15 protein-coding genes are annotated in these 20,416 nt (G+C 66.7%); 8 read left to right on the top strand and 7 right to left on the bottom strand.

From position 1 onward, the window contains the following. The first annotated feature begins 62 nt into the window (after nt 1–62). The 3 genes from AC1MFI_RS05355 (at nt 63) to AC1MFI_RS05345 (ending at nt 4,319) form a co-directional block, all read left to right on the top strand. A complete protein-coding gene (locus AC1MFI_RS05355; protein WP_479820085.1) occupies nt 63–1,586 on the top strand; it encodes a SulP family inorganic anion transporter in 1,524 nt (507 codons plus the stop codon). Nucleotides 1,587–1,785: 199 nt separating this feature from the next. Next, a complete protein-coding gene (locus AC1MFI_RS05350; RefSeq protein WP_479820084.1) occupies nt 1,786–2,700 on the top strand; it encodes an ABC transporter ATP-binding protein in 915 nt (304 codons plus the stop codon). Continuing rightward, nucleotides 2,700–4,319, top strand: coding sequence for an ABC transporter permease (locus AC1MFI_RS05345; RefSeq protein ID WP_479820083.1), 1,620 nt, complete (start codon nt 2,700–2,702; stop codon nt 4,317–4,319). Before AC1MFI_RS05350 ends, AC1MFI_RS05345 begins: the two co-directional genes overlap by 1 nt. An 864-nt stretch (nt 4,320–5,183) precedes the next feature. Here the strand turns inward: AC1MFI_RS05345 and AC1MFI_RS05340 are convergent. After that, a complete protein-coding gene (locus AC1MFI_RS05340; protein WP_479820082.1) occupies nt 5,184–5,834 on the bottom strand; it encodes a histidine phosphatase family protein in 651 nt (216 codons plus the stop codon). Further along, nucleotides 5,831–7,276 (bottom strand): CCA tRNA nucleotidyltransferase, encoded by a 1,446-nt coding sequence (locus tag AC1MFI_RS05335; protein ID WP_479820081.1) that lies wholly within the window; start codon nt 7,274–7,276, stop codon nt 5,831–5,833. Before AC1MFI_RS05335 ends, AC1MFI_RS05340 begins: the two co-directional genes overlap by 4 nt. A 192-nt stretch (nt 7,277–7,468) precedes the next feature. Here AC1MFI_RS05335 and AC1MFI_RS05330 point away from each other — a divergent pair, with 192 nt between their 5' ends. From AC1MFI_RS05330 to trxA, 5 genes are all read left to right on the top strand, one after another. Then, nucleotides 7,469–7,948: an NUDIX hydrolase gene (locus AC1MFI_RS05330; protein WP_400483456.1), complete on the top strand. Its 480-nt coding sequence runs from the start codon at nt 7,469–7,471 to the stop codon at nt 7,946–7,948. A gap of 59 nt (nt 7,949–8,007) precedes the next feature. Beyond that, a complete protein-coding gene (gene murJ, locus AC1MFI_RS05325) occupies nt 8,008–9,735 on the top strand; it encodes a murein biosynthesis integral membrane protein MurJ (RefSeq protein ID WP_479820080.1) in 1,728 nt (575 codons plus the stop codon). 72 nt (nt 9,736–9,807) lie between these two features. Further along, nucleotides 9,808–11,367, top strand: coding sequence for an ABC transporter substrate-binding protein (locus tag AC1MFI_RS05320; RefSeq protein WP_479820079.1), 1,560 nt, complete (start codon nt 9,808–9,810; stop codon nt 11,365–11,367). A 174-nt stretch (nt 11,368–11,541) separates the two neighbouring features. After that, nucleotides 11,542–12,576 carry a thioredoxin-disulfide reductase gene (gene trxB, locus AC1MFI_RS05315; protein ID WP_479820796.1) on the top strand — a complete coding sequence of 345 codons (1,035 nt, stop codon included), beginning with the start codon at nt 11,542–11,544 and terminating at the stop codon, nt 12,574–12,576. 25 nt (nt 12,577–12,601) lie between these two features. Continuing rightward, nucleotides 12,602–12,928 carry a thioredoxin gene (gene trxA, locus AC1MFI_RS05310; protein WP_479820078.1) on the top strand — a complete coding sequence of 109 codons (327 nt, stop codon included), beginning with the start codon at nt 12,602–12,604 and terminating at the stop codon, nt 12,926–12,928. Nucleotides 12,929–15,372: 2,444 nt separating this feature from the next. On the opposite strand, the gene AC1MFI_RS05305 is transcribed toward trxA, so the two are convergent. The 5 genes from AC1MFI_RS05305 to yidC all read right to left on the bottom strand — a co-directional run bounded on the left by AC1MFI_RS05305 (nt 15,373) and on the right by yidC (nt 20,416). After that, nucleotides 15,373–16,665: a ParB/RepB/Spo0J family partition protein gene (locus tag AC1MFI_RS05305; protein ID WP_479820795.1), complete on the bottom strand. Its 1,293-nt coding sequence runs from the start codon at nt 16,663–16,665 to the stop codon at nt 15,373–15,375. A 342-nt stretch (nt 16,666–17,007) separates the two neighbouring features. Next, nucleotides 17,008–17,940: a ParA family protein gene (locus AC1MFI_RS05300; RefSeq protein WP_479820793.1), complete on the bottom strand. Its 933-nt coding sequence runs from the start codon at nt 17,938–17,940 to the stop codon at nt 17,008–17,010. Nucleotides 17,941–18,202: 262 nt separating this feature from the next. Further along, entirely contained in the window at nt 18,203–18,874 is a 672-nt protein-coding gene (rsmG, locus tag AC1MFI_RS05295; RefSeq protein WP_479820077.1) for a 16S rRNA (guanine(527)-N(7))-methyltransferase RsmG, read from the bottom strand. Then, the gene (locus AC1MFI_RS05290; protein ID WP_479820076.1) at nt 18,867–19,457 is read right to left on the bottom strand and encodes a Jag family protein; all 591 of its coding nucleotides are present in this window, start codon (nt 19,455–19,457) and stop codon (nt 18,867–18,869) included. Before AC1MFI_RS05290 ends, rsmG begins: the two co-directional genes overlap by 8 nt. Then, nucleotides 19,454–20,416 carry a membrane protein insertase YidC gene (gene yidC, locus AC1MFI_RS05285; protein WP_479820075.1) on the bottom strand — a complete coding sequence of 321 codons (963 nt, stop codon included), beginning with the start codon at nt 20,414–20,416 and terminating at the stop codon, nt 19,454–19,456. Before yidC ends, AC1MFI_RS05290 begins: the two co-directional genes overlap by 4 nt.

Raw genomic sequence — 20,416 nt, 5'->3', positions numbered from 1 at the left:
CTCACGACGGCGGACCACACTCCTCCCGCCGCCCTGTACTCCGATGCACGAAGGAACCCACCATGTCCGCAGCCGCACCAGCCGCGATCACCGAGCCCACCCCGGTCGAACGCCAATCCGTCGCCCGGACGCTGAAGAACCCCCGGCTCCTGAAGACCGAGGTCCTCGCCGGCCTCGTCGTCGCCCTCGCCCTCATCCCCGAAGCCATCGCCTTCTCGATCATCGCCGGCGTCGATCCCCGCCTGGGCCTCTTCGCCTCGTTCACCATGGCCGTCTCCATCGCGTTCCTCGGTGGGCGCCCTGCGATGATCTCCGCCGCGACCGGAGCCATCGCCCTGGTCATCGCACCCCTCGTCGCCAGCCACGGCGTCGACTACTTCATCGCCGCGGTCATCCTCGGCGGGGCTCTCCAGGTGATCCTCGGCGTCGCCGGCGTCGCACGGCTCATGCGCTTCATCCCCCGCTCCGTCATGGTGGGCTTCGTGAACGCCCTGGCCATCCTGATCTTCCTGTCCCAGGTGCCCGAGCTCATCGACGTCCCCTGGCTCGTGTACCCGATGGTCGCCGTGGGCCTGGTCATCGTCTTCGGCCTGCCCCGCCTCACCAAAGCCGTCCCGGCACCCCTGGTCGCCATCGTGGTCCTGACGGTGTTCGCGGTCCTCGCGAACGCACTGGTGCCCACCGTCGGGGACAAGGGTGACCTGCCCGAGTCCCTGCCGTCCCTGTTCTTCCCGGATGTCCCCCTGACTCTCGAGACGCTGCAGGTCATCGCCCCCTTCGCCCTCGCCCTGGCCGCCGTCGGGCTCCTCGAATCCCTCATGACCGCCAAGCTCGTGGACGACATCACCGACACCCGCTCGAACAAGACGCGCGAGTCCTGGGGCCAGGGGGCCGCGAACATCATCACCGGGTTCTTCGGCGGGATGGGCGGCTGCGCGATGATCGGCCAGACCATGATCAACGTGAAGGCCTCCGGCGCCCGCACGCGCATCTCGACGTTCCTCGCCGGGATCTTCCTGCTCATCCTCGTCGTCGCCCTCGGCGACGTCGTCGCCCTGATCCCGATGGCAGCCCTCGTCGCGGTGATGATCTTCGTGTCCATCGCGACCTTCGACTGGCACAGCATCCGGCCCTCGACCCTGAAGCGCATGCCCAAGAGCGAGACCACCGTCATGCTCGCCACGGTGATCGTCACCGTCGCCACGCACAACCTCGCCATCGGCGTCGGCGTCGGTGTCCTCGTGGCCATGGTCGCGTTCGCCCGCCGGGTCGCCCACTTCGTCACCGTCGAGCGGACCGAGGACACCGTGAACGGCGGCCGCCACGCCACCTACACGGTGAACGGCGAGCTGTTCTTCGCGTCCTCCAACGACCTCTACACGCAGTTCGACTACGCCACGGACCCGCACAGGGTGACGATCGATCTGCACGGTTCGCACCTGTGGGACGCATCCACCATTGCAGCCCTCGACGCCATCCAGGAGAAGTACCGCACCCACGGCACCGACGTGGAGATCGTCGGACTCAACGAGGCGTCCGCCAGCATGCGCGAGCGCCTCGGCGGAAAGCTCGGCACAGGCCACTGACCTCGGGATGCCGATGAGCGTGGTACCGGTAGGTGGGCAAGGGATTCTCGGCGCTCGGTGATTGCTCTTCCCGGACGGGTCGGTCCGGACGTAGGGTGTGAGCGGAGAGCCGGGAGGCCTGGTCGGCCTGCGGGGTGTTGTGCCCGCGGAACGCCGTGGCGGCTGCCTCGGTGGGCGGTCCGAGGGAATGGTAGCCACCATGGCATCAGCGCCAGCATCACATCCGATCATCGACACCAGCGGTCTCGTGAAGGCTTTCGGCAGGATCCGCGCCCTGGACGGCCTGGATCTGCGTGTCGGAGAGGGCGAGGTGCACGGCTTCCTCGGCCCGAACGGGTCCGGTAAGTCGACAACACTGCGAATACTCCTCGGACTCATCCGCGCGACCTCCGGAACGGCCCACGTGTTCGGGCTCGACCCGTGGCGGGACCCCGTCCGCGCCCACCGGGACATCGCCTATGTGCCAGGGGATGTGAGCCTGTGGCCGAACCTCTCCGGCGGGGAAGTCATCGACCTGCTCACCGGGCTGCGCGGCGGTGCTGATGAGCGGCTGCGCCGGGAACTGATCGACGAGTTCGACCTGAATCCGCGGCGCAAGGCCCGGACCTACTCGAAGGGCAACCGGCAGAAGGTCGCCCTCATCGCTGCATTCGCCCGCCCCGCCCGGCTGTACCTGCTCGATGAGCCCAGCTCCGGCCTGGACCCGTTGATGGAACTGGTGTTCCGACGGCAGGTCCAGCGTGTCAGCGCTGCTGGTGCCACGGTGCTGCTCTCCAGCCACATCCTCAGCGAGGTCGAGCATCTCTGCGGCAGGGTGACGATCATCCGGTCCGGCAGGGCCGTGGAGACCGGCGCCCTGGCTGACCTGCGGCATCTGAAACTGACCCACTTCAGGGTCGAGGGGCCCGGGGCTGCGAAGCTGGCAGGCCTGCCCGGGCTGTCTGGCGTGCTGGCCGAAGGGGATGTAGCCGAGTTCGACGTGAATCCCGTCGATCTCCCACGGGTGCTGGAGGAGGCTGCGACCGCCGGGATCAGCGGGTTGAGTGTGTCTCCGCCGTCGCTGGAGTCCCTGTTCCTCAGCCATTACAACGACCCGACCGGCCAGGTGCCCTGATGTCCGGGATGGTGGCCCTGGTGCTGGCCCACGCACGAAGGGAACGGGTCGTCCTGCCCGTCTGGATCCTGTGTATCGCCCTCCTGGGGTTCGTCGTAGCCCGTGCCGTGGCCACGGAATTCGCGGACGAGTCGGCACGGGTGGCGATCGTCACTGTGGCGGCGGCGAGCCCGGCATTCCTGTTCATCCGCGGTGTGCCCGACGGCACCGGCATCGGGGCGGTCGTGTTCTTCCAGGGATATGCCTTCACCGCGGTGCTCGCAGGGCTGATGAGCACGTTCTTCGTCATCCGCAACACCCGTACCGATGAGGAGCTCGGACGCGCAGAGCTCATCGGTTCCCTGCCGGTGCGGCGCGCCGGCCCCCTGGTGGCAACCCTGATTCTCGGGATCGCTGCGAACCTCGTGTTGGCGTTGTGCGTGGCTGCGGGATTCATGGCCGCCGGGCTGCCCGGGCCCGGAGCCCTCACCGCAGGGGCAGCAGTCGGCGCGGTCGGGGTCTTCTTCGTGGCCGCCGCGGCTGCCGTAGCGCAGGTGATGCCCTCAGGGCGGTCTGCCAACGGTGCCGCTGCGGGCCTGGTGGGGGTGAGTTACCTGCTTCGCGGCATCGGTGACGCCTCCGGTACCCCGAACGCCGACCTGACCCAGGTGACGAGCGGGTGGCTTTCCCTGCTTTCGCCTCTCGGCTGGGGCCAGCGTGCCCGGCCCTTCTCGGACACCGATCCCGCGCCCCTCCTTGCCCTGACGGCAGCCGCAGCAACCATCGCCGTCGTCGTCGTCGTGCTGAGGGGACGCAGGGACCTGGGTGCCAGCCTGCTCTCCGAACGAACAGGCCGGGAACGCGCGGGCGCTGCCGGTGCCTCCTTGCTGGGTCTTGCCTGGCACCAGCAACGGGCTACCCTGACCGGCTGGTGTGTGGCCGCGGCACTGCTCGGAGGGACCGCCGGTGGTCTCGCGCCCGTTGTCACCACCGCGATCGATGGCAATGAATCGCTCAGTCAGTTGATCGCGCGGCTCGTCCCGGGCAGCCAGGCGGAGATCATCGACGTGTTCACCGCGGCCCTGCTCGGCATCGCGGGGGTCCTGGCCGCGGCCGCCGGCATCCAGGCGGTCCTGCGGCTCCGGGCGGAGGAAACCGAAGGCCGGGCCGAACTCCTCCTGGCCACGCCCCGCTCACGGACACGGTGGCTGGGTGCGAACCTGGCCCTTGCCGCGGCCTCGGTGGTCCTCGTGTCGCTCGTCTCCGGGGCCGCTGCAGCCATCGGTCTTGCCCTCTCCGACGCAGCGAACGGCTCGTCGTGGTCCCTGGTGGCGGCCGGGTTGGCACACGCCCCGGCCGCCGTCGTATTCGTCGCGGCAGCGACGCTGCTCTTCTCTGCGGTGCCCAGGGTGTGCATTCCCCTGGGGTGGGGAATCCTCGCAGGCGGGCTGGTGCTCGGACAGTTCGGCGATTTGCTGCGCCTGCCCGCCTGGCTGCAGGATCTGAGCCCGTTCCGTCACTCCGCGGCAGTGCCGGTCGAGGCCTTCGCTCCCGCACCCGCCCTTACCATGACGGTGATCGCCCTCACCGGAGCAGGGGTCGGCGCCTATCTGCTCGCCCGCCGCGACCTCACGCCCTGACGACGTCCCCCTCCGTCGGCGGCCGGGAGGATCCGACACATCGCACCGGGGCGCGCCGGGTCCAGGTGCTGGGAGTGGTCGCGGGGACGGGTCATCTGATGTGCATGGTGTGCTGGGGAAGCGTGAGGCGATGGGCTTCGTCCCACGGTCCGCGGGACTGGCTGGACAGGATCCGTCCCCAGAGCGAGGCACGTCGCCGCCACCTCCTCAGCATGAGCCGCACCTCTCTCCGGTGGTGGAAGCCGGGCATCGGAGCTGCCGGGACGCCCGGCAGCTCCGATTCCGGCCCCGCGCTGCAGGAGAGCGGGGTCAGTGATCCGCTCATGATGAATTCACCGCGGGGAGGACGAGCCGGCGGTGATGAATGCGCCGCGGGAAACACTGCATCGGCGATCGAGGAGGACCGAGCGAATTTGTCGTCGCATTGGGCAGGAACAGGCCGGGAATTGGGCATGACTGACTTTCGTGGCTGAAGAAAGGCGGCGAATTGCCGAAAGACGGCAGTGACGGAGAGGGAATGCACGAGGAAGGCGCGCACGGGAGCGGGCTACGCGGGGATGGGCCGGCTACTGCCGGTGCACCGACTTCCTAGTGCATATGGGCGACGAAGGCGGGATTGGCGCCGCGGGCAAAGGCTCCGCTGAGCATGATGTTCACAATCTCCACCTCCATCTCGTCGAGTGCACCTACGGGCGTTCGGCCGGTGCATCCCCCGATATCCGAGTTGGGAAGACCCAATGGCTTAGGTGCAAAGCTACCGCATGAAATATGCATTCGCATAGCCCGTCGCGCGAATTCATGAATGCATGTCTGCACAGGGCGGAATTCTTGCTGAACCGCAGTCGGACTGCGGCCCGGGGACGGCTAGAGGTTCCAGTGCACGATCGCCGGCGTGCGCTTGTCCCAGCCGAGGGCACAGACTGCCGCCGTGCCGAGGACGAAGTGACGGCCTTCGACGCCGCCGAGCTGCAGCCAGCGGGCCGCGACGATCCGGAGGAAGTGTCCGTGCGCCACGAGCAGGGCGTTCTCGACGGGTGCTGCTCCCGGATCTCGGTCCGCGGGCGTGCCACAGCCCGCCTGGACCCGTGCGATGACCTGGTCCGCGCGCTCCGAGACCTGGTCGAGCGTCTCCCCGTTCGGGACGCCGTCGTGCCAGATCAGGTAGCCGGGGTTCTCCTCGCGCACCGCTGCGCTGTTGCGGCCCTCGTTGTCGCCGTAGTCCCACTCGTGCGCATACGGCAGCACCTTGGCATCGGGGAAGCCGGCGAGTTCGGCCGTGCGCACGGCGCGCTGCAGGGGCGAGGTCACCACCAGGCCGAAATCGACGCCCTCGAGGTGCTCACGGGCGGCAAGCGCCTGTTCCTCCCCGTGCTGCGTCAGCGGGAGGTCCGTCAAACCCGTGTAGCGCCCGTCCCTCGACCACTCCGTCTCGCCGTGCCGCAGGAGCCACAGTCTCGGCAGCGGGGTGCCCGCGGGAGTGAGATCCGGTGCTGCGGCCCCTGTCATGGGCTTCATGCTGTGCTCTCCTGTGATTCGGGCTGCTCGTTCCACCACTGGCGGAGCTTGGTCTCGGCGTCCTGGGGCTCGTGCGGGCCGTGCTCCATCCGTTCCTCGAGGAGGAACCGGTACGCGCGTCCCACCACGGGGCCGGGCCGGATACCGAGCAGTGCCATGATCTGCTCCCCATCCAGGTCCGGCCGGATGGAATCCAGTTCCTCCTGCTCCGCGAGCGCGGCGATCCTCGCCTCGAGGTCGTCGTAGGCGAACGCGAGGCGCTCGGCCTTCCTGCGGTTCCGGGTGGTCACGTCGGAGCGCGTGAGGCGATGCAGCCGCTCGAGGAGGGGGCCGGCGTCGTTCACGTAGCGCCGCACCGCGGAGTCGCTCCAGCCGGCTTCGCCGTAGCCGTAGAACCGCATGTGCAGCTCCACGAGTCGCGCGACGGCCTTGATGGTGTCGTTGTCGAACCGCAGGGCACGCAGCCTCTTGGTCACCAGCTTCGCGCCGACGGCGTCGTGGTGGCGGAAGCTCACGGCACCGCCGGGCTCGAACTTCCGCGTGGCGGGCTTGCCGACGTCGTGCAGGAGCGCGGCGAAGCGCAGGACGACGTCGGGCCCGGGCACCGGGCCGTCGTCGTCGCTCTCGAGGGAGCAGGCCTGGCGCAGCACCGTCAGCGAGTGCTGGTAGACGTCCTTGTGGCGATGGTGCTCGTCCGTCTCGAGACGCAGTGCCGACACTTCCGGCAGCACGTGCTCGGCGAGCCCGGTGTCCACCATGAGGTCGATCCCGGCGTCGGGTGCCTTGCCCTGGATGAGCTTGACCAGCTCGTCGCGGACGCGTTCGGCGGAGATGATCGAGATCCGCTCGGCCATGGAGACCATCGCCTCGGACACCTCGGGGGCGACCCTCACGCCCAGCTGGGAGACGAAACGCGCGGCGCGCATCATGCGCAGCGGGTCGTCGGAGAAGGACGACGACGGCGTTCCGGGGGTCCGGAGGATACCCGCGTGCAGGTCCCCGACGCCGCCGAACAGGTCGACGAGTTCGAGCGATGGAAGCCTCAGGGCCATGGCGTTGATGGTGAAGTCACGCCGCAGGAGGTCGTTCTCGAGGCTCGACCCGAAGGCCACCGCCGGCTTCCTCGAGGCGGGGTCGTAGGCCTCCGCGCGATACGTCGTGATCTCGATCTGGAAGCCGTCCTTGCGCAGCCCGATCGTCCCGAAAGCCCGCCCGATCTCCCAGTACGCGTCCGCCCAGCGCCTGATGACGGTGAGGATCTGGTCCGGATCGGCATCCGTGGTGAAGTCGAGGTCGGGTGATGCCCTGCCGAGGAACAGGTCGCGTACCGGCCCGCCGACGAGGGAGAGCTCGTGACCGGCGGCATCGAAGAGCTCGCCGACCTCGAGGACCACGGGAGGCAGGGGTGCGGTAAGGGTCGAGGTGTCCAGCAGGTGCGCCATAGTCCCTTAAGGGTGCCAGATCGACCCCCTTTTCCCACACCGCGGGGGCCTTCGGTGCTGCCGGGAGGGATGCTGCAGGTGTGGGCCGGCAACGGGCCGCGCCGTCATCGCCCCTCCTTAAAGATCGTTAGAGTGGTCTGCATGGACCGACCCGTTCCAAGTGCTCCGAAGCGCACCCCGCTGACAGTGTCAATGGGAACCACGGGTATGCCTGCCGTGCAGCACCAGCTGCCCACGGTGGAGGAGGTGTCGGCCGGCGGGATCGTCGTGGACACCACGAAGGAGACGCTCGACGTCGCCATCATCGCCCGCCTGAACCGCGGGGGCCGGCTCGAGTGGTGCCTGCCGAAGGGCCACCCGGAAGGCGTGGAGAACAGCGAGGAGGCGGCGGTCCGGGAGATCGCCGAGGAGACCGGCATCGAGGGCAGGATCGTCTCGGCCCTGGGCAGCATCGATTACTGGTTCACCGTCAGCGGCCATCGGGTGCACAAGACCGTCCATCACTTCCTGCTGATCGCGACCGGCGGCTATCTCACCATCGAGAACGATCCGGACCATGAAGCCGTCGATGTCGCGTGGGTTCCCCTGCAGGAACTCGGGCGGCGCCTGTCCTTCCCCAATGAACGGCGCATCGCCGACCTCGCCCGCGAGGTCCTGCCCGAGCATCTCTGAACCGCCGCTCGTGCCCCCGCGAACGCCGTCGTCCTCTCCCGGTGAGACGATGGATGACGATGTCTGACACGAACACCACCTCGATTCCCCTGCAGGACGCCGGACGGCCGTCCCGCGACGAGCCCTCGGCCGCGCGGGATTCCTCCACTGCCCGGTCCAGCGCCATCATGGCCGCCGGCACCCTCGTCTCCCGGATCCTCGGCCTCGTCCGCGTTGCCCTCCTCGCCACGGCGATCGGGGCCGCGGGACAGGTGTCCGACCTCTTCACCTCGGCCAACAACCTGCCGAACTTCCTCTACCTGATGCTCGCCGGTGGCGTCTTCAACGCCGTCCTGGTGCCCCAGATCATCCGGGCCAGCAGGCTCCCCGACCGGGGAGCGGACTACGTGAGCCGGCTCCTCACCCTGGCGGCCGCAGCACTGCTCGTGCTGACCGTGCTCGTGACTCTCGCGGCTCCGGTCATCGTCGGCCTGACCACCAGTTTCACGGGCGCGAACCTCGCCCTCACCACGGCGTTCGCCTACTGGTGCCTCCCGCAGATCTTCTTCTACGGGATGTATGCGGTGACGGGGCAGATCCTCAATGCCAACGGATCCTTCGGACCGTACATGTGGGCGCCGGTCGTCAACAACATCGTGTCGATCGCCTTTCTGGTGGTCTTCATCGTGCTCATGGGGAGCGAGCAGGTGGAACGGCACACACCCGGGACCTGGACGACGGCGCAGACCGCCCTGCTGGCCGGTGGCACCACCATCGGTATCGTCATCCAGGCCCTCGTGCTGTTCATCCCCCTGAAGCGCCTGAACCTCGGGCTGAAGCCGATGTTCGGCATCCGGGGAACAGGGCTGGGCCGTACGGGCAAGCTCGCGTCCGTCACGATCGTGACGATGCTGATCGGCAACGGCCTGTACATCGTGAACCAGCGCATCGCCACCATCGCCTCCGACGCCCGGCCGCGGCTGCTCGCGCAGGACCCGCCCGTGGAGATCGCCGGCTCGACGAACCTCGAGTTCGGCGCCATGGTCTACCAGCTGCCGCACTCCGTCATCGCGTTGTCCCTGGCCACGGTGATGTTCAACCAGCTGTCGTCGGCTCACGCCGACGGCGACCTGCCGACCGTACGGGCCACCCTCTCACGGGGCCTGCGCATCATCGGCGTCGCGACGGTCTTCGGTGCAGCCGTCCTGCTCGCGTTCGCCGGTCCCCTCGGGATGCTGTTCAGCGAATCACCCGAGAGCGCAGCCATCAACGGAGTCATCATTGCGATACTCGCCGTGGGAGCCCCGTTCCTGAGCGCCAACTTCTTCCTGAACCGCGTGTTCTATGCGAGCGAGGACGTGAAGACCCCGCTGAAGATCCAGCTGATCCTGTCCGTCGTCGGCGTCGTTCTCGCACTCACCGCCGGCATGTTCGATCCCCGGCTCATCGTGCCGATGCTGGCCGTCGCCTACTCGCTCGGCAATGCGATCGCCGTCGTCGTCAGCCATGTGTTCCTGACGCGGAAGATCGGGTCCTACGGTGCAGGGCACGTCTTCGACGTCCACGTGAAGCTCACCATCGCCGGCATCCTCGCCGCAGCCGCCGGAACGGCGCTCTGCTGGGCCTTCGGCGGCTACGACGCCGCAGGCTTCCTCTGGCAGTCCAAACTCAACGCCGTCGTCGTGCTGGTGATCGGCGGGATCGTCATGACGGCGATCTACCTGGGCATGCTGAAGATGCTCCGAATCACCGAATTGGACGAGTTCATGGGGCCTCTCCTCGCGAGATTCCGCCGGAGTGGCGCCTGACGTACCGGCCGGGGAATGGGTTGGCCGACCGGTAGCATGGGTAGAAATCAGCCAGGTCTCGGGGAGGAACACGTGCCAGAAGCAGTAGACGTCGGTTCAGTGCTGGGCGGCCGGTACAAGGTGACCGCCTACGTGCTGGCATCTGCTGAGAAGGACCTCGTGCTCGACGGCGTCGACCAGGTGCTCAACCGGCCCGTCAGCATCCTCGTCGCGTCGGCCGGCAACGCCTCACAGGTCGCCACGAGTGCCCGTGAGCTCGCAACCGGTGACAGGAGCGAGAACATCCAGGTCCTCGACCTCGGTATCACCGAGTCCGGCACCTATCTGGTGACCAACAGGACCCCCGCGGCCGACATGCTGGACCTGATCGTCCAGCAGGATGCCCCGGTGCAGGAGGATCCCTACGTCGAGCCGTTCTTCACGGACACCCTCGGCTCGGAGATCTTCGGCCGGCCGCGCTCCACGGAGCCGGAGACGTACGACGACCAGGACGAGTACGAGGAGCACGACGCCGGTCAGCAACGCCAGCGGAAGCCTCGCTTCTCGGGCCTCACGCGGCGATTCGGCCGGGGCGGAGCCGACGACTCCCGGCAGGAGGACACCTCCGACCTGCCCCCGATCCCTGCAGAAGCCGCGGCGGAGCGTCGGCAGACCCAGCACCTCGTTCCTCCACCCCCCAGCCAGAGGCCGGGCGGCGCGTCTGCCGCCCCCGCCGCACCCCGCGAGGACCGGCAGAAGCAGGACGATGACGGGCACCAGCGCCGGGCGGCGGCCGTCGCAGGTGCCGGTACAGCCGGAGTCGCCGGTCCTGCGGCCGCGGTAGTCTCCCGGCAGCCCGAGAGGGCAGCCTCACGTTTCCCGCTGTCCGGGATCCGCGATGATCCGGACAGCTACGACGACTACGACCACCCGGACGCGTCGGACGGCTACGACGGTCGCGGCGAGGACGACGACGACACTGGCGGCCGGACCTTCACCCGCGTCCTCGTCGGCGTGGTCCTCACGATCGTCCTCGTGGTCGCCGTCGTGCTGGCAGCGACGCAGATTGGCTCCATCTTCGGAGGGACGAACGTGGCGGACGAGCCCGATGGACAGACCACCAGCAGCCCCGCGACCGAGGACCCGACAGCGCCTGCTACACCAACGGCTGCACCGACACCCGACGCGGTAGCGCCCGTCGTCGCGGGTGTCACCCGTCTGGTGCCGGACAATCCGGGGCTCGATGCCGCCAACGACGTGAATCTGCCCCTCGTCACCGACGGTAATCCGGCGACCTTCTGGGGCAACCAGGTGTACGCCAGCGATACATTCGGTGGCCTTGCCACCAATCTCGCCCTGGTTGTCGAGCTCGAGCAGGAATCCACGATCTCGCAGGTAGCCATCGCGCAGCTGAACGGCGCCGGCGGCAACTTCTCGGTACTCGTCAACGACGAGCGATCGCTGGAGGGTGCCGAGCAGATCGCCCAGGGAGGATTCACGGCTCCCACGGTGACCCTTCCCATTCCCGACGGACCCGATGGGCCGACCACGGGGCGGTACGTCATCATCAACTTCACGCAGCTGCCGCGGCTGTCCAACATCCAGGCGCAGTACCCCTTCGGCCTCCGGATCGCCGAGATCACGGTCAGCTGACCAGGCGGGCTCCAACCGCTCGGTCGGCAGGGCTGGGCATCTCGTGTCGACGGAATAACCGCCCGCGTGGTTCCGTTGAGGGGAGTGTCCGCTGATATGTCCGGCCGGGCAGGATCGGCGAATGAGAAGACAGAAAGGTCTTTCGAGAACGTGACAACCCAAACTGGTGTCCAGGTGGACACGCCCACTGCAGACCACTCCGGCAACGAGCCGAAGATCCACGACGTCATCATCGTGGGCTCCGGGCCCTCCGGCTACACCGCGGCGGTCTACACCGCCCGTGCCAACCTCAAGCCCGTCATGATCGCGAGTTCGGTCAAGGCCGGCGGCGAGCTCATGAACACCACCGATGTCGAGAACTTCCCCGGTTTTCCCGAGGGCGTCATGGGTCCTGAACTCATGGAGCAGTTCGAGAAGCAGGCGCGCCGGTTCGGGACCGAGATCCTCTTCGAGGACGTCGTCTCCGCCGAGCTCGACGGCGACATCAAGAAGCTCACCATCGCCACCGGCGAGGAGTTCCTCGCCCGGGCCGTCATCATCTCGACCGGTTCGGAATACCGGGAGATCGGCCTCGATGACGAGAAGCGGCTGTCCGGTCATGGCGTCAGCTGGTGTGCGACCTGCGACGGGTTCTTCTTCCGGGACCAGGACATCGCCGTCGTCGGCGGTGGTGATTCCGCGATGGAAGAGGCGCTGTTCCTGACCAAGTTCGCACGCTCCGTGACCGTGATCCACCGCCGGGACACGCTGCGCGCGTCGAAGATCATGCAGGACCGAGCTTTCGCACACGACAAGATCCGCTTCCTGTGGAACTCGGAAGTAGTGGGTATCCACGGTGCCGACAAGGTCACCGGCGTCAAGGTCGCCAGCACCGTCGACGGGACCACCACCGACCTCGCTGTCACCGGAATTTTCGTTGCCATCGGCAACGACCCGCGGGTGGACCTCGTGAAGGACCAACTGGAGCTCACGACGGAGGGGACCATCGCGGTACAGGGCCGGACGTCCAAGACCTCGCTTCCCGGCGTGTTCGCAGCAGGCGACGTGATCGACCCGACCTACCGCCAGGCCATCACGGCCTCCGGGAGCGGCTGTGTCGCGGCGCTGGACGTGGAGCACTACCTCGCGGACACCGTCAGCGCTTCCCTCACGGCAGCACGCGTGCCGACGCCTCCGGCCGAGGCAGTATCCGAATCAGCTTCCCTCTGACCGACCAACCACAAGGAGTATCGCCATGAGCAACGCAAAGGATGTGACTGACGCGTCATTCGACGCAGACGTCCTCAAGGCAAGCAAGCCCGTCATCGTCGACTTCTGGGCGGAGTGGTGCGGCCCGTGCCGCATGCTGTCCCCGATCCTCGACGACATCGCGGCTGAACACGCGGACAAGGTCGATGTCGTCAAGGTGAACGTCGACGACAACCCGGCGATCGCCGCCAAGTACGGCATCACCTCGATCCCTGCGGTCTACGTCTTCCAGGGAGGCGAGGTCGCAGCCACTTCCATCGGCGCCAAGCCCAAGCAGGTCCTGGAGCAGGAATTCGCTGCATTCATCAACTGATCCCACGTTGATGGAAGGAGGGCTCGCCGGTTCGCGGCGGGCCCTCCTTCGCATTGAGAGCGGCCGCGCCAGGGAAGGCGTTGCGGCACCCCGACCAGGCCGGCCGTAGCTCCATGGAGTCGGGCCGTGATCCGTGCATGACGACGTCCACAAAGGTCGACGCGGGTCCGACCCGACCAGGGTGCTGCACGAGCAGCCGTGGCCCGGGTGACGGCGGTCCAGGGCAGGCTGCACCACCGGTGTGTGATTTCCGCAAAGACAGCCTGGTTGTCTTCCATAGCGAACCACACCTGCCATCTGCTAGTCCCGTCCGCTGTCGGACCGGTCGCAGCTGCGCATCGGAAGCCCCGCGCCGTTGTGCCGGGACATCTCTCCGCGGTCCGGGACGGGCGAGACGAACAATCCACTGACCTCGGCCCGCGCAGCGCCGGCGGCGCGTCTTCCGATCAGATTCCCGCGCACTCCCAGCTTCTCGCGCCGCACCTCGGCCGATAGGAGCCACCGGGCTCTTGGAGCCTCATGAACGATGACGAGGTGCGTTCCACGTGAAACAGGAACCGAAAAGAGCCTGTGCAAACCTTTGAGTGTGATACTCCCGCGATTTTCACCGTAGGGCGTGGCTCAGGCCGGACAGCCCGGCCTGGGCTCCTGCCAACAACGGGTGCAACCGGATGCTCGTCAGCCGGGCAGTCAGGCATAGCCGACCGCGGTCCGGCGCCTTCTGTGGTGGGATCCGCACTGCCCGAAGAGGTTCGATCAGATCGCTCCTGCCATGGCGGCCCGCGAAGAGGACCTACGGTGCAGCTTACCCCAGAGATCTCCTTTCGCATATGGAGACCAGATAACAGGGCTACACGCCATCAGCCGCGCCCGCTCTGTGCGGGACGATCCCTCGCTTTCAGGATGCCGGTTTCACGTGGAACAAAAGGCACCGTGCGGGGTCCGTGATGCCGGACCTCAGCCTGGAACGACCCGTGACCGCACCGAGGAAATCGACAACCGCACAGCACGCCGGCACACCTCTCCCTGGACGTAGCCGTGATCTGTTTGCACCAGGCAGGCCGACAGCATCGCAGGGATGCACATCCGAAAGCTCCACGTCATCTCCGACAGCTATTACTGGCATGAGGGCGGAGACGGAGTCCGGCTCATGCCGGCTCGGGGCCAGTCCGCCGGCCGATATCACCACCTCGTCAAGTCTGACCACGCAGCGTCGAGGTGCTCCTGGAGTGCAGGCGGCCTTCCATCGAGGTGAACCCACCGGCTATACGCCGGCTGTCCCCGCTGGCGAGGTTTCACGTGGAACCGCAGAAAGCAGCGATCGGAGGCCTTCCAAGTCCTGCTCGCCGAGAACCAACAACCGTTCGCGCCGTCTCGCCCATCAGGCGATGCCGGCCCGAAGCGCGCGACCGGCGAGTAGTGGAGCAATAACATGGCTTGCCTGGACGCTGCAGCACCGCCCAAGACCCTCCCCGGCCCAGCAGCGGCAGCGAGGGACCGGGACTACCTGAAGCGCCCGGAGCGCCCGAGACAGCGCCAGCATGGCAAACCCCTTCCGGTCAGACCCTGCCTTTGGATACTTTCTCGAGCCCGCCCAGAAGCAGCACTGCAGCACACCGGATGTGTCCGTCTTACTCGGCCCGATATTGCCACGCTCTGACGGGGCAGGAGTCTTCGGTACACGGGATCAGCGATAGCTCACTGAATCTGGCCCTACGGGGATCTGCGCGACTGTTCGACGTTCGACGGTTTTCGGAGCCCCGGTGCACAGGCAAAACACTCCCATTCCCGCTTCACAACGATCGGCGTTCTTGGTTTCACGTGGAACATGGGCCTACCCCCTCGTGCACCCATGAGTTCACCGGGCGCGCCCGCAGACGATAGCAGTCAGCGCGACGGGTGTGGGTCCGCGAGGTGCTGGACCGAGAACGACCGCCGCACACTGACCTCGCTGGGGCGCCTTCCTCTTCCGACTCCGTGTTTTCACTCGCGCGGGCCTGTGATCGAGAGGCGTCAGGGCACAGTCGTCGTCCCTTCCCTCCTCACCAAGGCGAAGCGGACGACCCGAGTGTGCGGCTGCCCGGCGGCGAAGATCCGAGCGGCCACTCCCAGGTAGGCTGGTCCGAGTACTCAGGCGCCAGCATGAGGCCGAGAGGATGTTGGATCACAAGTTTCACGTGAAACGACCCTGTGGCGGGCGCGCGGCCCGTCACTCCCGGATGCGTTCAGTCCTCCGTCTTCCCTGCCCAGGGACTACTCATAGCCCAGCGAGTCCTGGGAGCAGCCGACGGTAACGGTACCGGGAGTACGGCCGCTAACGCTGCGACATGGCAGCATGTGAGGGAAGCCCCACCCGGGAGAGACCCCATGACGACGTCGCCAAGAATGCATCCCCGCGACGACGTTGTTTCACGTGGAACAAACGCTCTCCGGATCAGCGCCGGCTACTCGGCGGCGGGCGAGAGAACCCCGATGATCCTATTGAGGTCATCAACGCTGGCGAACTCGATACTCACGCGACCCTTCTTGGCGCCCAGCGTGATCTTGACGTTCGTGTCCAGCCGGTCCGAAAGGGACGTAGCCAAGTAGTCCAAGCGCTCGTGTCGAGCACCATCCCGCGGCGAGGTCGGCTTGGAGGGCCGGCGCAGACCGCCGCTGAGCGCGACAATCTCTTCCGTTGACCTGACCGACAAACCCTCTGACACGATTTTCTGCGCTAGCTTCTCCATCTCCGCAGCGTCGCCGAGCCCGAGGAGCGCCCTCGCGTGTCCAGCGGACAGCACGCCGGCAGCAACCCTCCGCTGGACAAGAGGCGGCAGCTTCATCAGACGGATGGTGTTGGAGATCTGCGGCCGGGACCGACCCAGCCTCCCGGCCAGCTCGTCGTGCGAACAGCCGAAGTCTTCGAGCAGTTGCTGATACGCCGCCGCCTCCTCGAGGGGGTTGAGCGCGCTCCGGTGAAGGTTCTCGAGAAGCGCGTCGCGCAGCAGATCGTCGTCGAGGGTAGAGCGGATGATAGCTGGGATCGTTTCCATACCGGCCTCGCGCGAGGCACGCCACCGGCGTTCTCCCATGACGAGCTCGTACTTCGCCTCACCATTCTCCTGGGAAGGCCGAACAACCACAGGCTGCAGTACGCCGATCTCACGGATCGAATGGACGAGTTCCGCCAGCTCATCCTCGTTGAACTCCACCCTCGGCTGCTTGCGGTTCGGGTGGATCGCCCCCACGGGCAGGTCGGCGAACGTTGCACCAGGAACCTCGACAAGATCGGGCTGCGCCTCGGCCTCCGGAACCACCTCGGCGTCCGCGGCAGCCTCGCCTACCAACCCGTCGCGGATCCCGTTTCCTGTCGTTTCACGTGAAACTGACGACCTCGCGCCGGTGACAGCGGCATCCGAGCTCTCCACAGTGCGAGCTGCGTCGTCCTGATCCGGACCGTCCAACGCGGGCTGTGCGCCTTTCCCCGATAGGGAGGGGGCCGGGGGGACGACCTGGTCCCGGGTCGATACTCCCTCATTCTCGGTGGCAGCACGGTCGGGAGCTCCCCGCCTCGGTGATTCGGCCACCGCGGCGCTCTCTCGGCTCGGGAGTCCTGGGGGCACGGCTGCCGATCCGGCCTCGGCTCCCTCGTCCCTGGACGTGGTGGGCACCGGCCGCGCGACCTTCGATTGCTCGCTCTTCGCTGATGGCTTCCGCGTCGACGTCTTCGCAACCCTTTTCGTTTGCGCTTCCAGAACATTCCTGTTGATACCGCTGCGGAGCGCTGAGGAGTACGAACGGGGCTGATCGGCTACGTCGTCCTCCGTCACGCGTTCGAAGAACAGATCGACAGGACGCCCGCCCTGCCTCCTCGAACTGTCCGAGCCACCCCTTGGCGAGGACTCCCGCTCTTCGGGCTCAGGCCCGGGATCGGGCTGAGGCGTCTCGAGGATCTCCTCAGCAGGTGCGCTGGGAATGAGGGCTCCCAACCCTCGTCCGAGTCCGCGACGCTTTTCCGCCATGTCATTCCTTCCAAAGTGTGGAGCATCGCCCCACCGCTACTTCTGATCGTCCGTGAGGACCGGTACTCCGAGGTGTCAGGAGCGCGAGGCGATTTCCGCCGCGGCTTCCTGATAGGAAAGCGCTCCGCTCGAGGACGGATCGTAGGTCATGACGGTCTGCTGGTAGCTGGGGGCTTCAGAGATCCGCACGGACCTGGGCACCACCGCCTTCAGGACCTCCTCGGGAAAGTGTTCACGCACCTCGGCCGCGACCTGGGCGGCAAGGTTGGTCCGCCCGTCATACATCGTCAGCAGGATCGTCGATACGGAAAGATCCGCGTTCAGGTGCTTCTGGATCATCTCGATGTTCTTCAGCAGCTGGCTCAGCCCCTCAAGCGCGTAGTACTCGCACTGGATGGGAATGAGCACCTCCTTTGCCGCGACGAAAGCGTTGACGGTCAACAACCCGAGGCTCGGCGGACAATCGATGAACACGAAGTCGAGACGTGGCTCTCCCTTCTCCTCGCGTTCCTTCGCATAGACGTCGATTGCTCGGCGAAGCCGCTGCTCTCGCGCGACGAGGGAGACGAGTTCGATCTCAGCGCCGGCGAGGTGGATGGTCGCAGGAGCACAGATCAGGTTCGGCACATCGGGGCAGGGAGCGACGACGTCACCCAGCGGCACATCATCGATGAGCACGTCGTAGATCGAATCCACATCCGCGTGATGGTCGATGTTGAGGGCCGTCGACGCGTTGCCCTGAGGGTCGATGTCGATCACCAGCACCTGCAGGCCGGCCGTGGCGAGAGCGGCGGCGATATTGACCGTCGTCGTCGTCTTGCCCACGCCACCCTTCTGGTTGCTGATCGTCATGATCCGGGTGTTCTTCGGCTTGGGAAGGGCTTTGCCCAGGAGCTTCTCCCGGCGCTTCGCCTCGCTCGCCAACTCCCGGCCCAGGGGCGAAGACTCATCCATGGCTTCCATGACGTTCTTCCCCTTGGCCGACTTCTTGGCGGGCGGGCTGTCCACGGCGCCCGAGGCCGCGAGCACGGTTTCACGTGGAACCACACCGGTATTCGCGGGGTCCGCAAACGCTCCAGGTTGTATTTCTCGCAGGCCGACGGCGAGAGCGGACCCGGCCGCCAGAAGGGACTCGGTATTCTTCGCGGGGGCGTCCTTGATGGTCACTCAGTTGCTCACTCTCACATGCCAGACGTCGTTATCTACAAGGGTAGCCGCTAGTGCGAGGCTGGTCGGGACAACGAGCGGTGTGACCAGCTGGACGTCAGGCTCACGCGACGCGAACGGGAATCCGGACGACCGTCGTGGGCTCCTCGAGCACGTCGACACCGACCGTCACGATCTCCGCGGGTCCTCCGCCGAGCTTCCGAATCAGCTTGCGGGCCTTCTCGATCTCTTCGGCGGCACTCCGGCCCTTGATCGCAAGGACCTGTCCGCCGGACCTGGTCAGGGGAATGGTCCACCCGGCGAGGGTGGACAGGGCGGAGACCGCACGTGCCGTCACGTAGTCACCGGACACCTCGCCGATCATCTGCTCAGCGCGGCCCCTGTGGACGGAGACGTTCGCCAGGGAGAGGTCCTCCACGACCTCCTTCAACCAGGTGACGCGTCGCTCGAGTGGCTCCACCAGATGCACCTCGAGGTCCGGCCGAGCTATCGCGACGGCCAGCCCCGGAAGTCCGGCTCCACTGCCCACGTCCACGACGGACGACTCCCGGTCCATCAATTCTGCGACCACAGCACAGTTCAGGACATGCCGCCCCCAGAGACGCGGCACCTCCCTGGGACCGAGCAGCCCGCGCTCGATCCCGGAGGATGCGAGATGGCCGACGAACCCATGAGCGAGGTCCAGCCGGGAGCCGAAGATCCTCGACGCAGCAACCTGCTCCTCAGCCGTCGGCACGGGAACGGAACCGGCCGTGGAGAGTGATTCCTCAGTCATCGCTGGGGGAGACGACGATGTGCCGTGCCTGGCCCTCGCCCTCGGACTCACTCACGAAGCCGAGGTCGGCGACCACGTCGTGGACGATCTTCCGCTCATAGGCGGACATCGGCGCCAGCGCTACGTCGTCACCGGTCTCCCTGACCTTCTCGACGGCCTCCTGGGCGATCCTCATCAGCTCGCCCCCGCGGCGGTCGCGGTAGCCGTCGACGTCGAGCACGAGACGGGAGCGCGCATCGGTCGCGGTCAGGACGCTGAGGCGGGTCAGCTCCTGCAGCGCTTCGAGCACCTCCCCATCACGACCGACCAGTGAGCTCAGGCCGGCATCGGAACGGTCCTCGGACACGATCGAGATGTACGTGCGGCCGCTACGGACCTCGATGTCGATATCGCCGTCGATATCTGCGATATCCAGGAGTTCCTCGAGGTAGTCGGCGGCGACATCGCCCTCTTCATCGAGCCTCGACGCCTTGGTTGCGGCAACAGCCTCGCCGTCACCCTGGACGTCCGTGCCGTCCGCGTCCGTACCGCCGGACTCCGTGCCATCGAGCTCGGGCGTGTGCTCTTCGTTGTCGACCGTCATCGCTTCTTCCTCTTCTTGCGCTGGGGCTGGACACGCTGGCCACGTGGCTCCGGAACCGATTCGATGGCCGGCTCGGTCTTCCGCTCACCGAGAAGCGGGACCATGGGCAGGCCCTTCTTCGCGCGCCGGTCCGCAAGCGCCTTCGCCGCCGGGGACCCGGGCGTGGGCATCTTGCGGATGACGTAGAACTGCTGCGCCATCGTCCACACGTTCGTGGTGGTCCAGTACACCAGCACACCGAGGGGGAAGTTGATGCCACCGACGCCGAACACCAGGGGAAGGATGTAGAGCATGATCTTCTGCTGACGCATGAAGGGACTCTGCATGGCCTCTTCGGACATGTTCTTCGCCATGATCTGCTTCTGCGTGATGAACTGCGATGCGGTCATCGCGATGATCATGAGCAGGGACAGGATGATGACGCTGATGTTCCCGTCGGCGCCGAAGCTGCCGAGGAAGGTGGAGGAGAGCGGCGCACCGAAGATCGTGGCGTTGTCGAACTGGCGCACCGATTCCGGGGACAGCGCCCCGATCGTGGCTCCCTCGGCGCTGGCGCGCGAGATACCGTTGAGAACCGTGAACAGCGCGAAGAAGAACGGCATCTGGATGAGGATCGGCAGGCATGCCGCGAACGGGTTGGTCCCGTGCTTCTTGTACAGGGCCATCTGTTCCTGCGTCATCGCCTGACGCGAGAGCTGGTCCGTCTTGCCCTTGTACTTCTGCTGGAGCTTGCGGAGGTCTGGCTGCAGTGCCTGCATGCCCCGCTGCGCCTTGATCTGCTTGACGAAGACGGGAATCAGGGCGGCGCGGATGACGACGACGAGACCGACGATCGACAGCACCCAGGTCCAGCCGGATGCAGGGTCCATTCCGAGGAACGTGAAGCCCTCGTGGAACATGAACATGATCCACGACACGAGCCACCTGAACGGCGCCAGGATCGTCTCAAAAAAACCCAT

This window comes from Arthrobacter sp. BC5 (genome assembly GCF_056680255.1).
The sequence above is the reverse complement of the archived record's forward strand: the minus strand, read 5'-3'. Positions and strand labels throughout refer to the sequence as shown.

Excerpts from the sequence above, each read along its gene's own strand:
- AC1MFI_RS05355 (WP_479820085.1), top strand. The coding sequence starts at position 63 with ATGTCCGCAGCCGCACCAGCCGCGATCACCGAGCCCACCCCGGTCGAA.
- AC1MFI_RS05350 (WP_479820084.1), top strand. The coding sequence starts at position 1,786 with ATGGCATCAGCGCCAGCATCACATCCGATCATCGACACCAGCGGTCTC.
- AC1MFI_RS05345 (WP_479820083.1), top strand. The coding sequence starts at position 2,700 with ATGTCCGGGATGGTGGCCCTGGTGCTGGCCCACGCACGAAGGGAACGG.
- AC1MFI_RS05340 (WP_479820082.1), bottom strand. The coding sequence starts at position 5,834 with ATGAAGCCCATGACAGGGGCCGCAGCACCGGATCTCACTCCCGCGGGC.
- AC1MFI_RS05335 (WP_479820081.1), bottom strand. The coding sequence starts at position 7,276 with ATGGCGCACCTGCTGGACACCTCGACCCTTACCGCACCCCTGCCTCCC.
- AC1MFI_RS05330 (WP_400483456.1), top strand. The coding sequence starts at position 7,469 with ATGGGAACCACGGGTATGCCTGCCGTGCAGCACCAGCTGCCCACGGTG.
- murJ (WP_479820080.1), top strand. The coding sequence starts at position 8,008 with ATGTCTGACACGAACACCACCTCGATTCCCCTGCAGGACGCCGGACGG.
- trxA (WP_479820078.1), top strand. The coding sequence starts at position 12,602 with ATGAGCAACGCAAAGGATGTGACTGACGCGTCATTCGACGCAGACGTC.
- rsmG (WP_479820077.1), bottom strand. The coding sequence starts at position 18,874 with ATGACTGAGGAATCACTCTCCACGGCCGGTTCCGTTCCCGTGCCGACG.
- AC1MFI_RS05290 (WP_479820076.1), bottom strand. The coding sequence starts at position 19,457 with ATGACGGTCGACAACGAAGAGCACACGCCCGAGCTCGATGGCACGGAG.
- yidC (WP_479820075.1), bottom strand. The coding sequence starts at position 20,416 with ATGGGTTTTTTTGAGACGATCCTGGCGCCGTTCAGGTGGCTCGTGTCG.